The organism is Shimia sp. FJ5, assembly GCF_032918335.1.
In the GTDB taxonomy this organism is placed as follows: Bacteria; Pseudomonadota; Alphaproteobacteria; order Rhodobacterales; family Rhodobacteraceae; genus Shimia; species Shimia aestuarii_A.
The window spans coordinates 741,715-754,664 of sequence record NZ_JAWJUV010000001.1; the positions used below are offsets into that span (position 1 = coordinate 741,715).

The following is a 12,950-nucleotide window of genomic DNA, read 5'->3' on the forward strand; positions in this document are numbered from 1 at the left end:
TTGCTTGGACCGCTTGGTACAGGGCGGGCGCGCTGCGCTCAAGGGGCGCGGGGCTATTCGAGCGCCTTGCGATAGTCCTCAAGGCGTTTTCCGGGTTCATCGACAAAGAGGCCGGGCAATACGGTCGCCTGAGTGATCTGATCGGCGCGCAGGTTGGCGAAATCGCCAGTGGTGTCGCACCAGACGAGACAGGTCCAGACGCGGCCCCAATAGTCGAGTTTCAGCGGGCGCACCTCGCGCGTGGTGCCGTCCTGCATGGCGAGGCGAAGCTTTTGACGACCCCGGATCGCGGCGCGGAGCGTCGTGAGGTGGCGGAAGCCCTCGGCGGCATCGGCAAAGGGGTAGACGGCGAAGCCAAAGGACTTTGGCGCTCCGTGGCGGTCTTCGGGCAGCACGGCGTCGATCTTGGCGGAAAGGCTTTGGGCCGCGTCACGCAATTCACCGTCTAGGCCATTGCCAACCGCTGCAAGGCCAAGGTGCAGCGCCTCCAGCTCGATCTCGGTCAGGTTCAGGGGCGGCAGGGTAATCGCGGCGCGGGCGGAATAACCGATGCCACGCTCTCCTTCTACCGGAACACCAGAAGCGGCGAGCGTGTCCATGTCGCGGTAGATCGTGCGCATCGATACACCGAGCTTCAGGGCCAGATCCTCGGCCCGGTGTTGGGCACCGTCTTTGAGGATTTCGATCAAGCTATAGAGCCTGTCAGAACGTTTCATCGCAGGTGATTCTCTCGTGCTGTTCGGGGGTATACTGACAAAAACCTGTCAACTGACAAGCTGCTGACAAATGCGGCGCGAGAATCTGCTCAAAAAGGGCCAATCTGATCGTGATTGTCGCTTTTCCTGATCCGTCAGACTGCTTATTTGTAGGTCTGGATTTTTGAACGGCTTGCGGGTGAGCCGTCGAGACATAGGAGAAAGACTATGGGTATTGGTAACATCGGCCTTCCGGGCATCCTTCTGATCGCGATTGTCGTGCTGGTCCTGTTCGGGCGTGGCAAGATCTCGGGCCTGATGGGCGAAGTGGGCAAAGGCATCACCTCGTTCAAGAAGGGTATCAACGAGGGCCAGGCAGAGCTTGAAGACGAGAAGGCGGACGCCGCCAAGGACGTCACCCCCGAAGACGAAAAAGACAAAGTCTGATACGGGGGCTTGTAAGCCATGTTTGATCTTGGAATGCCCGAACTACTGGTGATCGGCGTTGTTGCGCTGATCGTCGTGGGGCCAAAAGACCTGCCGGTTCTGTTCCGCAAGGTGGGCCAGTTTGTCGGCAAGGCGAAGGGCATGGCGCGGGAGTTCTCGAGCGCGATGAACCAGGCCGCGGACCAGGCAGGCGTGAAGGACGTGAGCGACTCTCTTCGGAGCGCGACGGACGGGATCGGCAAAGTGTCCAACCCGATGAAAACGGCGTCGGACGCGATCCGGGATCAGGCCAAGTCGATGACGGATTTCGACCCCGAGAGCGAGACCGGCAAGCTTTCGGCGGAACGCGCCGAGGCGGCGAAGAAGATCCGCGAAGCGAGCGCGGCCAAGGCCGAAGCCCGCATCGCCAAGGAGAAGAAGGCCGCCGAAGAGGCCGCTGCCGCGGCCAAGGCCGCAGAGGCAGGCGATGCGCCCTCTGATGCAGGCGCCGAGAAGGACGACAAAGCATGAGCCGCACCGATGAGATGGAGGAAAGCGCCGCGCCGCTGATCGAGCATCTGGCGGAGCTGCGCACGCGATTGATCCGGTCGGTGCTTGCCTTGCTTGTGGGGATTTCGATCTGCTTTATCCCCATTGGTGGGGATTTCATTGCGGTGCATATCCTCAACTTCCTCTTGTCACCGATCGAGGCGTCGCTGCGCGCGCTTGGGGATCCGTCGCCGACGTTGCAATATACCTCGCCGCAGGAATACCTGTTCACGCTGTTCCGTATCTCGATGGTGTTCGGCTTTGCCATGGCCTTTCCGGTCATCGCCTTCCAGATGTGGCGTTTCGTGGCGCCGGGGCTCTACAAGAACGAGAAGGGCGCGTTCCTGCCGTTCATGGTCGCCTCGCCCTTCATGTTCCTGCTCGGGGCGACATTCGCGCATTTCGTCGTGACGCCGCTTGCCATGTCGTTTTTCCTTGGCTTTGCCGATGTGAGTTCGATCTTTGCCAACCTGCTTGGCAATACGCCGGAATTGCCTGCGGATGCCGTTGTGGTGCCGGAGACGCAGGAGGGGATCAAGGTCACCTTCTTCGGGAAGGTTAACGAAAGCCTTGATATCACGCTGAAATTCATCATCGCCTTTGGCCTCTGCTTCCAGCTTCCGGTGCTTTTGACCCTGATGGGCAAGGCCGGGCTTGTGTCGGCGGACGGGCTTGGCTCGGTGCGCAAATACGCAATGGTGGGCATTCTGGTGCTCGCCGCGCTGGTTACGCCGCCGGATGTCGTCACGCAGTTGATCCTGTTCACGGTGGTCTACGGGCTTTACGAGGTGTCGATCTTCCTTGTGCGCCGGGTTGAGGCCAAGCGCGAGGCGCAGCTTCGGGCCGAGGGGTATTACGACGACGAGGACGAACCCGCCGACGAGGCACCCGCTGCAAAGCGCCCCTTTGAGGATGAGGAAGATCCCGAAGACGATCCGCTCCTGAAGGAGTTCGACGAGGACGAGGACGACGAGGATGACGGGATGGTCGACAAGACCAGCTGATCCTCCGCATAAGATCTGGAAAAGGCGCGTCCTGCTTGGGCGCGCCTTTTTCGTTTCTCGCGCCTCTTGTCGGGGGCGCGGCTTCGTGGTTCAAACCGGGGAGCCGAGATGGAGACCCCGATGGACCAAGACACCCTGACCCGTATTGCCGAGGCGCTTGAGCGAATGGCGCCTGCACCCGTGGCGGCGCCGGATTTCGATGCGGCGGAGGCTTTCGTGTGGCATGTGGCGCCGGACCGTCTCGAGCCGGTGCAGAAGGTGAACCGGGTCGATCTTTCGCTCTTGATCGGGCTTGGGCGGACGCGGGACACGCTGCTTGAGAACACGCTACAGTTTGCCAAGGGCCTTCCGGCCAACAACGCGCTTCTTTGGGGCGCGCGGGGGATGGGGAAATCCTCGCTGGTGAAGGCGATCCACGCGGAGGTGCTTGGGCAGGGGTTGCCGCTCAAGATCGTGGAGTTGCAGCGCGAGGACCTGCCGAGCGTTTCGCGGCTTCTAAACCTTCTGCGCGAGAGCGACGCGCGGTTCCTGCTCTTTTGCGATGACCTGTCGTTCAGCCATGATGACCAACATTACAAGAGCCTCAAGGCGGTGCTTGATGGTGGGATCGAGGGGCGGCCCGACAACGTGATTTTCTATGCCACGTCCAATCGTCGCCACCTGATGCCGCGCGACATGATCGAGAACGAGCGATCAAGCGCCATCAACCCGGCGGAAGCGGTCGAGGAGAAAGTCTCTCTCTCGGATCGTTTCGGGCTCTGGCTCGGCTTCCATCCCTGTAGTCAGGATGACTACCTCGCGATGATCCGGGGCTATTGTGATGCCCACGGGGTCGAGATTGATGACGAGACGCTGCGCGCCGAGGCCATCGAATGGCAGGCGACGCGGGGCGCACGTTCGGGGCGCGTGGCGTGGCAGTATTTCACCGACCTTGCCGGGCGCCGTGGCGTGGCGATCAGCTAAGCGCGGGCCTGTTCTTCCTCTTGCGAGAAATATCCTGGGGTGAATTGCCCGTATTCAAGCGCATGTCCGAGGAGCTCAAAACCGGTTCCCACTTTTGAGCGACATGCCGCGCCGCGGGCAAGAGGGGCAAAGCCCCTGACTCTCATTATTTCAGGTAGGGCATCGGGTCGACGGAATCGAACCCCTTGCGCACTTCGAAATGCACGAAGCTGTCCTTGGCAGGGATCGCCGCGATGGACTGGCCGCGCTTGACGTTCGCCCCCTTGGAGACCGTCACGTCATCGACGTTGTAATAGACGGTCATCAGGTTGCTGTCATGGCGCAGCACGACGATGCGGACATTGTCGGCGTCCGTGGTGATCGCCGCGACCTTGCCGTCGCGCGCCGCCTGCACCGGGGTGCCTGCGGCGGCGGCGATGTCGATACCGTTGTTCTTGCCGCGTGCGTAGGGGCGAATGATCTTGCCATCGACCGGGTAGCCCATGCGCGAGCTGCGCGCGGTCTGGGTCTTGCCGAGGTCCGGCGCTTCGGGCGCTTCCACGGCCTTGTCGGGGTCGGGCAGCGGTTGTCGCGCGCTCGGCGGGGTCGGCGTCGGGGTGTTGCCGCCGGGGGCCGTCACCGCCGGGGCTGCTGCGGCCTCTTGGGCCGTGCTACGGTCCGGCGCACCAATGGCTGCGGGCGGAATCAGCAGGATTTGGTTTTCGCGGATCATGAAGTCGCTCCCAAGCCCGTTCCATTCGGCCAAAGCGCGGGGCGTCACGTCATAGAGACGCGCGATCGTGAAGGCGGTCTCGCCACGGCGAACCTTGTGGCGGATCGGTTCAAGACCGGTTTCGCCTTTGGGCGCGTTGCTCGGAGCCGGTTGCAGCGGCTCGGTGGCAACGCGGCGCGTTTCGGCGTCGCTCAGGGCGCTGTCGGCCATGGCGGTGATGTCGACGCCAGAGGGCGGCGTCACGACACCGCGCCCGCCAGTTGCAGGCGACGGCTCGGCGACGCGGTAGGGCAGGGCGATGATCTCGCCGGCGCGCAGTTGGTCTTCGGGGCGCAGGCCATTGTAGCGGGCAAGGTCGGCGGCGGGCATGTCGATGCGGGTGGCCACATCGTCGAGCGAGTCGCCCCGGCGCGCCACGGCGACCTGATAATTCGGATAGGAAATGATGCCGCGCTTGTCCGGGCGCGGACGATCAGCGGTCGCGGCCTTGGCGGCGGTGGTGGTGTCGAGACCGGCCCCGATCCCGCCACGTAGGTCGAAGTCGAACCCGTCATTGCAGGCGCCGACGAGAACAAGGGTCAGGCCCATCATCATGAGCCGTGCGGGCGGGGCTTTGCTGTGGCGTGTCATCTCTGCTCTGGTCCTCAATTTGCCCCTGAAACCGCGCAAGAAACGCGGCGGGCGGTGCTCAATGATCAGTCATACCCGGCGCTTTACCACGCCTTGTTGGTCTTGGGTCTTTCTTCGCTTCTGCCCCAGATCAGTTCTCGGGGGCAACCCCTTCCACGAGGGGGACGAAACGCACGGGCCGCAATTCGTCATAGTCGAACCCCTCTTCGGTGCGGCGCACGCGGATGAGGCTCTGGACCGTGTCGGACTGGCCCACGGGCAGGACCATGATACCGCCGGGTTTCAATTGCGCCAAGAGGGGGCCGGGCGGGTCTTCGGCGGCGGCGGTGACGATGATGCGGTCAAAGGGGGCCTGATCGGGCAGGCCGAAGCTGCCATCGCCGGTCAGGGCAGTGATATTGGTAAGGTCGAGCGCATCGAAGACGCCGCGCGCTTCCTGCACGAGACGTTTGTGGCGATCAGTGGTGTAGACGCGCCGCGCCAGCAGGCTCAGGATCGCCGCTTGATAGCCCGAACCGGTGCCGACCTCCAAGACCTTGTCGCGCGGTTGCACCCCAAGCGCTTGGGTCATCAGGCCGACCACGGAGGGCTGCGAGATGGTCTGGCCGCAGGCGATGGGGAGGGGGGTGTCCTCGTAGGCGCGCCCGGCGAACAGCCCGCGTAGAAACCGCGCGCGGTCGATCCGTTCCATCGCCGACAAAACGCGCGCATCCGTCACGCCCTTGGAGCGCAGGGCGAAGAGGAACTGCATCTTGCGTTCGGCGTCGGAGACGGGGGCGTCACTCATTTTTCGAGCACTTTCAGCGTGTCGAGCACTTCATGTGCGGTCAGGTCGGCGCGCATTGGGGTGACGGAAATGTAGCCGTCGAGATTGGCCGCCGCGTCCGAGCCGGGGGCGGTCGGGATTTGCTGGTTGCCGCCGCGCACCCAGAGGAAGCGCCGTCCCGAAGGCGAATTGTGCGGCGCGACGGAAAAGCTCGTTCCCTGACGGAAGCCCTGTTCGGTGACGCGGATGCCCTTGACGTTCTCGGCGCGCACGGGCGGGAAATTGACGTTATAGAACAGGCGGTAGTCGTGGGTTTCCTCGGGGGTGGCGTCGAGGATTTTGCGAATGACCGAGACGCCATGCTGGGCCGCCGCCTCAAAGGGGGTGTCGATGTCGTAATTCTCGGGGCCGAGGTATTGCGAGAGGGCAATCGCCGGGATGCCCTGAAGCGCGGCTTCCATGGCGCCGCCGAGCGTGCCGGAATAGAGCGCGTTCTCGGCCGAGTTGTTGCCTCGGTTGACGCCGGAAAGGACGAGATCGGGCAGGTTGCCTTCCATCACGTCATGCACACCCGCAAGAACACAGTCGGCAGGGCTGCCTTCGGCGGCGAAGCGGCGCGCGCCCATCTTGGCGATCATCGTGGGGTGGGTATAGCTGATGCAGTGGGCGACGCCGGATTGTTCAAAGGCGGGCGCCACGGTCCAGACCTCGCCCTTGGGGCCGGCAAGCTCTGTCGCGATCTCGAGCAGGACTTCGAGGCCCGGCGCATTGATACCGTCGTCATTGGTGATGAGAATGCGCATGGAGTGCCGCCTTTTGCCCGTGATCTGCCTGTTGTCCACTGTCTAGAGGAGGGGCAGGCGTGGGGCAAGTGGCGCCTTGTCCAGAAGGCGCTTGCGGGGGCCGGAGCGGCCCCACGCGGAGGGGTTTGCGGCCTAGAGCGACAGTTCGGCGATCAGGCGGGCGGCCTCTTCGCGGATGTCGTGCAGCGGCGCGCGGTCTTCGCCGGGAAAGAAGCGGGCGCGGGTCGCGGTTGCCATCGCTTTCGGGGCGAGGATCGAGACGCGGGGACCGGTGCGCACGCTCTCGGCTTGCCAGCTTTGGGCCAGCGCGATCTGACCGGTCTTGGTTGCGCCGTAGGCACCAAAAAACTTGTCGCCGCCATGCGGATCGTCGAAGAACACCGCTTGACCGTCCTGGCCGAGAAGCGGGCTTAGGAAGGGGATCAGCTGACCTGTCGCGGTCAGGTTGGTGGCGATGGATTTGTCCCAGTCTTTCTGGTCGATATGGCCCGCTGGCGTCAGCGGCGCGGCATGGATCGCGGCGTGGACCCAGAGGTCGACCTTGCCCCAGCGATCATGGATCGAGCGGCAGAGCTGGGCCATGGCATCGGTGTTGGTGATGTCCATCGGGGCGAGCGTGGCTGCGCCGCCCTTGGCTTGAATGCGGTCGTCGAGTTCTTCAAGCGCACCGGTGGTGCGGGCGACGGCGACGATGTGATACTGGTCGGCGAGCGCCTCGGCAAAGGCGGCGCCGAGGCCTCGGGACGCGCCGGTCACAAGCGCGATCTTGGGAGAAGTGCTATCGGTCATGGGAGGGATGTGCGCCCTCGGGGCCGAGAGGTCAAGGGGCGAAACGGCACATCTGTAACACGTCGGTATCACGTCGGTATTGCGTCGGTGCGGGATAAAGCGTTCCGCCAAACACCTGAGACACAGCTTTTGGCAGAGCGCCGCGCACCATATGACTGTGGCGCGCGCCTCACCTTCAACCTGATAGCTCAGGTTTAAGGCGTGACGCTTTAGGTCAGGGGCTTTGCCCCTCTTGCCTGCCAGGGCAGGCAATTCACCCCGAGTATTTTTCCAGAGAAGAAGACCGGGCGCGCGCGGGATCAGGCGGGCAGGTCGAGCCGCATCAGGCGCCCGCCGCGCAGAAGGGTTACAGAGGTGGCGTCGATGGCACGTACCGGGCCAAGCGCGGAGGTGCCGTCTGCCTCGGTCATCACCGTCTTGCCCGAAGGCAGCAGGATCAGCGCGCGCAGGGCGTCCTCGCTTCCCATGATGCCGAGCAGCGTGAACACGCCGCGCTGCCCGAGCGTGCCGCGTTCCGTCGCGATCTCGGCGACGTTGTCGGGCGTGGTTTCCATCTGTTGAGTGCTCATCTGGCCATCTCTTCTGTTCGCGTCTCGGCCTGATATGGGCCAAGCGCGGGCCTCTAACAGGGGCGAGAGGCAAAGAAAAGAGGGGATATGGCGCGGATCGGCGGGTTTTCGCTGCATCGCAGCAAAAGGCCGCCGAGACACCAGTGATCAGTCGGCGGCGAGGTGGGGGCGGATGTCGTCACCAAGCGCGGCGTAGAGATCGAGGAGCGGATCGAAGCCGATGCCGTCCGCCTGAAGCGCGGCGAGCGGGCCGTCGGCGAGGCGGATGCGGGGGCGCTCGCCCTCGGCACCGGGCAGGAGGGTGCAGGGCAGGGGCTCGTCGCTCTCAAAGCCGGGGAGATCGTTCATCAGCCATCCTGCGCCGCCTTCAAACGCCGGGCCATCGCCGGTTGCCGCGTCGAGATAGGCGTAGAACGTCTTGGGCGCGACAGCGACCCAGAGGGCGAAATGCACCTCTTCGTCGCTGCCGCGCACGTTTAGCGACAGGAGGGCGGAAAGAAAACGGTCTTCGCCAATGCGGCAGAGGTCGGGCGAAAGGCGATCCTCGCCCGCGACGATCTCGGGCATCCCGGGCGTCGGCTCGGCGTGGGGCCAGGCATCGGGCTGCGCGAAGGCGAAGTCGATCAATCCGGAGAACTGCCGCCCGCAACAGGGGCAGGCGCGCGCTTCGTCATGAAGGCGGCGCCAGCGCGCGTCGAGGGCGAGAAGGGACACCTAGCTTGCCGCGGATTGATCGGCGTTCCAGGATGAACCCGGCTCGGGCATGTCCTTGATCTTCTGGCTCACGCGGGAGGAGTTCTCCAGCGCGCCGAGATAATCATCGGAAATGGAGCCGGTGACGTAGTTGCCATCGAAGCAGGAGCAATCGAACTGTGCGATGTCAGGGTTGCCTTCCTGCGCGGCCCAAATCAGGTCTTCGAGCTTCTGGTAGAACAGGGCGTCGGCGCCAAGCTCCTCGCGGATTTCCTCGATCGAGAGGCCGTTGGCGATCAATTCGTGCTTGGTCGGCATGTCGATGCCGTAGACATTGGGGTATTTCACCGGCGGCGAGGCGGAGGCGATATAGACCTTCTTGGCCCCGGCCTCGCGGCACATCTCGACGATCTTCTTGATGGTGTTGCCGCGCACGATGGAGTCGTCGATCAGAAGGACGTTCAGACCCTTGAACTCGAGCGGGATGGCGTTGAGCTTGCGGCGGACGGATTTCTTGCGCTCGCCCTGGCCCGGCATGATGAAAGTCCGGCCCACATAGCGGTTCTTCACGAGGCCCTCGCGATAGGAGATGCCCGTCGATTTCGCGACTTCGAGGGCGACAGGGCGGGCGCTATCGGGGACGGGGATGATGCGGTCGATCTCGAGCCCGCTTTCCTTGATCTGCTCGGCAAGGGTCGTGCCCATACGCATCTGGGTCTTATAGACGGAGATACCGTCGAGCATGGAATCGGGGCGGGCGAGGTAGACATATTCGAAGATACAGGGCGTGAGCTTGCCTTCGACGGCCTGAAACTCGTGCATGTTGCCGTCAAGGTCGATCAGGATCGCCTCACCGGGGTGCAGGTCGCGCAGCTTCTTAAACCCGTTGATGCCAAAAGCCACATCTTCGGAAGCAAAGGCGTAATCGTCGCCGTCGCCGCGCTCGTTGCGTTTGGCGACAGAGAGGGGGCGGATGCCGTTGGGATCGCGGAAGGCGAGCATGCCGACCCCGGCGATGAGGCAGATCACCGAATAGGCGCCCTGCACCCGTTCCATTGTCATCTTCACGCCAGCAAAGATGTTGCGGATCGGATCGGCGGTGCCGTTGACCTTGATCGCATCGGAGACCTTGTCAGCCAGCACGTTCAAGAGGATTTCGGAATCGGAGGTCGTGCGCAGGTGGCGGGAATACTTGGCGGTGACCTTCTGGCGCTGTTCTTCGGTGTTGGTGATGTTGCCGTTATGGACGAGGTAGATGCCATAGGGCGCGTTGACGAAGAACGGCTGGGCCTCGGAGGCCGAAAGCGACCCGGCGGTCGGGTAGCGGACATGGCCCATGCCGATGCGACCGGTGAGTTTCTCTGCGTCTTCGGGATGGAACACGTCCTTCACGAGGCCGTTTTCCTTGCGTTCGCGGAAGAACTCTCCGGTGTAGGTCACCATACCTGAGGCGTCCTGTCCGCGATGCTGTAGCATCAGGAGGCCATCATAAATCTCGGCGAAAACGTCGTCGTTCCGGTTGGCGATCCCCAAAATCCCGCACATGAGGTGGCTCCCGTATCCCGTTAGGTCTGTCGATGAAAGGCTGTCGGATGCGCAGTCGGATGGATCGGGAGCCGTGTTTTGACAGCTTGAGCCGTATCGCTACATGTGCCGGGGCCGGTCACCGCCACGGGGGCGGTGCGAACGGGGGCAGACATCAGGGCACGGGACAAGATGGGGCTCCGAATCCATTAGGGCGCGCTTCTTGGCCTCTCTTAAGCCGTCCCGCGCGGTATGTCACGAAAGGATCACAGTTCAGGCAAGGCGCTATGACGCAGTGTTCTTTATGGGGCACAGGGCTTTGGGGGGGTGGACCCGTGTGATGCGAAAGAGCGTCGATTGGGCGGCTTTGGGCTTGTGGGAATCGCGGGCGCTTGCAAAGAAGCGGCACGCCCGGCCGCGGTCGGGCGATTACCTGAATACTGGAGTTCCAATACATGATGTTTCAAAAAACCGTGCCAGCCCTGTTGGTTGGCCTCTCGCTCGTTGCGGGCTGTGTGTCGCCGGAAGTTGTTGCCTCGACGGATGTGTCTGATGAGAGCATGACCTGCGAAGAAATCCGCACGCAGCGCGCCCAGCTCGATGAGATCCGCGAGGAAGCGCGCAAGGGCAAGACGGCCTCGGGCAAGAACGTGGCGGCGGTGCTTTTGTTCTGGCCTGCGGCGATCGGCAATTACGCCAATGCGTCCGAGGCGATCGAGGCGGCGAACGCGCGCCAGAAAGTGCTTGTCGATCTGGCCAAGAAGAAGCGCTGCAAGCTCTGAGCCGTGCCCTTCTTTGAGACATGAAAAAGCCCCCGGCCAGAGGCGCGGGGGCTTTGCTTTTCAGGTCGGTGGGGACGTTACTTGTCGCAGACGCCGACGAGTTCTTCGTATTGGCGGGTGATCCAGCCGAGCGCCTGTGCCGGGTCGCGCTCTTCGATTTGTTGCGTCATGCGCGAGAAGACCGAGGCGGAGCGGCTTTCGTCGACCATCGGAATGGATTGCGTCGCGGCGATGGTCTCATAGACGAAGAAGGCGATCGCGACGAGAAGGATGCCGCGCAGCACGCCGAAGAGGAAGCCGAGGCCTTGGTCGATGCCGCCGAGCGCGGAGCGTTGGACCAGCGAAGAAAACAGTGGGGTAAAGAGCGACACCACGACGAGCGCGGTGGCAAAGACGGCGGCGAAGGCGGCGATAATCGACAATTCGCAGCTATCGGCGAGGTATTCGCCCACCACAGGGATTTCCGTCACCAGCGGCTCGACCTGCGGGGCGAACATGAAGGCGAGCACCGCAGCAGCGACCCAGCCAACGATGGCCATGCCTTCGCGCACCAGCCCGCGGCTATAGGCGAGAAGCGCCGAGATGATGATGACGCCTGCGACCACGCCGTCGATGATGGTGAATCCGTCCATGCTCAAATCCGTCTTTCAATAGGCCGCACGCGGCGATCATCCGGCCCCGAACACTTCTCCGACGAAGCTGGCGAGATCCCCGATGCCGTTCAGCGTCATGCCGTCCACCTTCGGGGCCTTCCCGCCTTTCGGGGCGATTGCGGATGAGAAACCAAGTTTTTGCGCTTCTTTCAACCTGTTTTCGGCCTGACCGACGGGTCTTAGGGCTCCTGAGAGAGAGATTTCCCCGAAAACCACGGTATCGGCGGGCAATGCGGCGTCCTCGCGGGCCGATAGGAGGGCGGCGGCGACGGCGAGGTCGGCGGCGGGTTCATTGATCTTCATGCCGCCCGCGACGTTGAGATAGACATCGAGACCGGCAAAGGGGATGCCGCAGCGGGCCTCGAGCACGGCGAGGATCATCGCCAGCCGCCCGCCATCCCAGCCGACCACCGTGCGCCGGGGTTGCGAATGCGGCGAGGGGGCGACGAGGGCTTGGAGTTCGATCAGCACCGGGCGGGTGCCTTCGATCCCGGCAAAGACCACCGAGCCGGGCGAGGGTTCACCGCGATCCGACAGGAACAGCGCGGAAGGGTTAAGGACTTCGGCGAGGCCGCCGCCCGTCATCTCGAAGACGCCGATTTCATCCGCCGGGCCAAAGCGGTTCTTCACGGCGCGCAGGATGCGGAATTGATGGCCGCGCTCGCCTTCGAAATAGAGCACGGTGTCGACCATGTGTTCGACGACGCGGGGGCCGGCGATCTGGCCCTCTTTGGTGACGTGGCCGACAAGCACCACGGCCATGCCGCGCCGTTTGGCGAAGGCGGTCAATTCATGCGCCGCGGCGCGCACCTGGCTCACGGAGCCGGGGGCGGAGCCGACACTGTCGGACCACATGGTTTGAATCGAGTCGATAATGGCGAGCGCGGGGCGCTCGGCGTCGAGCGTGGTCAGGATATCGCGCAGGTTGGTTTCTGCCGCAAGCTGTACCGGGGCGTTCGTCAACCCAAGGCGCTGGGCGCGCATGCGCACTTGTGCGGAGGCTTCTTCGCCGGAAATATAGAGCGTTTTCATGCCCTTGGCGGCGAATTGAGCAGCGGCCTGTAAAAGGAGTGTCGATTTGCCGATGCCGGGGTCGCCGCCGACGAGGATCGCCGAGGCGGGCACGAGGCCGCCGCCCAGCACGCGGTCCAACTCGCCCAGTCCCGACAGGGTGCGGGGGGGCGGCGTTTCCTCGGTGCGCAAATCCGTCAGGGGGATGGTGCGGCCCTTGGCGGTGCCGAGACCGGCGGCGGAGGGTCCGGCAGAGAGGGGCGTTTCTTCGACGATGGTGTTCCATTCGCCGCAGGCTTCGCAGCGGCCGGACCATTTGGTCGTGGTGTTGCCGCAGGCGGAGCAGGTGAACTGGGGTTTCGATTTGGCCATGTTCTTGTT

General features: G+C 63.6%; 15 protein-coding genes. 5 read left to right on the plus strand and 10 right to left on the minus strand.

The features are described from left to right. Window positions 1-53 precede the first annotated feature (53 nt). Complete coding sequence (locus tag R1W01_RS03765) at window positions 54-716, minus strand: helix-turn-helix transcriptional regulator (RefSeq protein ID WP_297756251.1); 663 nt, start codon at window positions 714-716, stop codon at window positions 54-56. A 207-nt stretch (window positions 717-923) separates the two neighbouring features. Here R1W01_RS03765 and R1W01_RS03770 point away from each other — a divergent pair, with 207 nt between their 5' ends. The 4 genes from R1W01_RS03770 (at window position 924) to R1W01_RS03785 (ending at window position 3,637) form a co-directional block, all read left to right on the plus strand. Continuing rightward, a complete protein-coding gene (locus tag R1W01_RS03770) occupies window positions 924-1,142 on the plus strand; it encodes a twin-arginine translocase TatA/TatE family subunit (RefSeq protein ID WP_243612375.1) in 219 nt (72 codons plus the stop codon). 18 nt (window positions 1,143-1,160) lie between these two features. Then, entirely contained in the window at window positions 1,161-1,652 is a 492-nt protein-coding gene (tatB, locus tag R1W01_RS03775; protein ID WP_243612376.1) for a Sec-independent protein translocase protein TatB, read from the plus strand. Further along, the gene (gene tatC / locus R1W01_RS03780; RefSeq protein ID WP_297756248.1) at window positions 1,649-2,674 is read left to right on the plus strand and encodes a twin-arginine translocase subunit TatC; all 1,026 of its coding nucleotides are present in this window, start codon (window positions 1,649-1,651) and stop codon (window positions 2,672-2,674) included. Before tatB ends, tatC begins: the two co-directional genes overlap by 4 nt. A 120-nt stretch (window positions 2,675-2,794) precedes the next feature. Beyond that, a complete protein-coding gene (locus R1W01_RS03785; protein WP_243612378.1) occupies window positions 2,795-3,637 on the plus strand; it encodes an ATP-binding protein in 843 nt (280 codons plus the stop codon). 145 nt (window positions 3,638-3,782) lie between these two features. Here R1W01_RS03785 and R1W01_RS03790 read toward each other — a convergent pair whose 3' ends face one another. The 7 genes from R1W01_RS03790 to purF all read right to left on the minus strand — a co-directional run bounded on the left by R1W01_RS03790 (window position 3,783) and on the right by purF (window position 10,144). Further along, window positions 3,783-4,979, minus strand: coding sequence for a LysM peptidoglycan-binding domain-containing M23 family metallopeptidase (locus tag R1W01_RS03790; RefSeq protein ID WP_297756246.1), 1,197 nt, complete (start codon window positions 4,977-4,979; stop codon window positions 3,783-3,785). Between the two features lie 130 nt (window positions 4,980-5,109). Further along, the gene (locus R1W01_RS03795; protein WP_243612380.1) at window positions 5,110-5,766 is read right to left on the minus strand and encodes a protein-L-isoaspartate(D-aspartate) O-methyltransferase; all 657 of its coding nucleotides are present in this window, start codon (window positions 5,764-5,766) and stop codon (window positions 5,110-5,112) included. Next, complete coding sequence (surE, locus tag R1W01_RS03800) at window positions 5,763-6,548, minus strand: 5'/3'-nucleotidase SurE (RefSeq protein ID WP_297756243.1); 786 nt, start codon at window positions 6,546-6,548, stop codon at window positions 5,763-5,765. Before surE ends, R1W01_RS03795 begins: the two co-directional genes overlap by 4 nt. 132 nt (window positions 6,549-6,680) lie before the next feature. Beyond that, window positions 6,681-7,337 carry an SDR family NAD(P)-dependent oxidoreductase gene (locus R1W01_RS03805; RefSeq protein WP_297756241.1) on the minus strand — a complete coding sequence of 219 codons (657 nt, stop codon included), beginning with the start codon at window positions 7,335-7,337 and terminating at the stop codon, window positions 6,681-6,683. 299 nt (window positions 7,338-7,636) lie between these two features. Beyond that, on the minus strand, window positions 7,637-7,906 hold the full coding sequence (locus R1W01_RS03810) for a hypothetical protein (protein ID WP_243612383.1): 270 nt from the start codon (window positions 7,904-7,906) through the stop codon (window positions 7,637-7,639). 147 nt (window positions 7,907-8,053) lie between these two features. Then, a complete protein-coding gene (locus tag R1W01_RS03815; RefSeq protein ID WP_297756238.1) occupies window positions 8,054-8,620 on the minus strand; it encodes a DUF2199 domain-containing protein in 567 nt (188 codons plus the stop codon). Beyond that, window positions 8,621-10,144 (minus strand): amidophosphoribosyltransferase, encoded by a 1,524-nt coding sequence (purF, locus tag R1W01_RS03820; protein WP_243612385.1) that lies wholly within the window; start codon window positions 10,142-10,144, stop codon window positions 8,621-8,623. 434 nt (window positions 10,145-10,578) lie between these two features. Here purF and R1W01_RS03825 point away from each other — a divergent pair, with 434 nt between their 5' ends. Beyond that, on the plus strand, window positions 10,579-10,905 hold the full coding sequence (locus tag R1W01_RS03825; protein ID WP_243612386.1) for a hypothetical protein: 327 nt from the start codon (window positions 10,579-10,581) through the stop codon (window positions 10,903-10,905). 77 nt (window positions 10,906-10,982) lie between these two features. Here R1W01_RS03825 and R1W01_RS03830 read toward each other — a convergent pair whose 3' ends face one another. Both R1W01_RS03830 and radA read right to left on the minus strand, forming a co-directional pair. After that, window positions 10,983-11,537, minus strand: coding sequence for a CvpA family protein (locus R1W01_RS03830; RefSeq protein WP_243612387.1), 555 nt, complete (start codon window positions 11,535-11,537; stop codon window positions 10,983-10,985). 36 nt (window positions 11,538-11,573) lie between these two features. Beyond that, entirely contained in the window at window positions 11,574-12,941 is a 1,368-nt protein-coding gene (gene radA, locus R1W01_RS03835) for a DNA repair protein RadA (RefSeq protein ID WP_243612388.1), read from the minus strand. Between the last annotated feature and the right edge of the window lie 9 nt (window positions 12,942-12,950).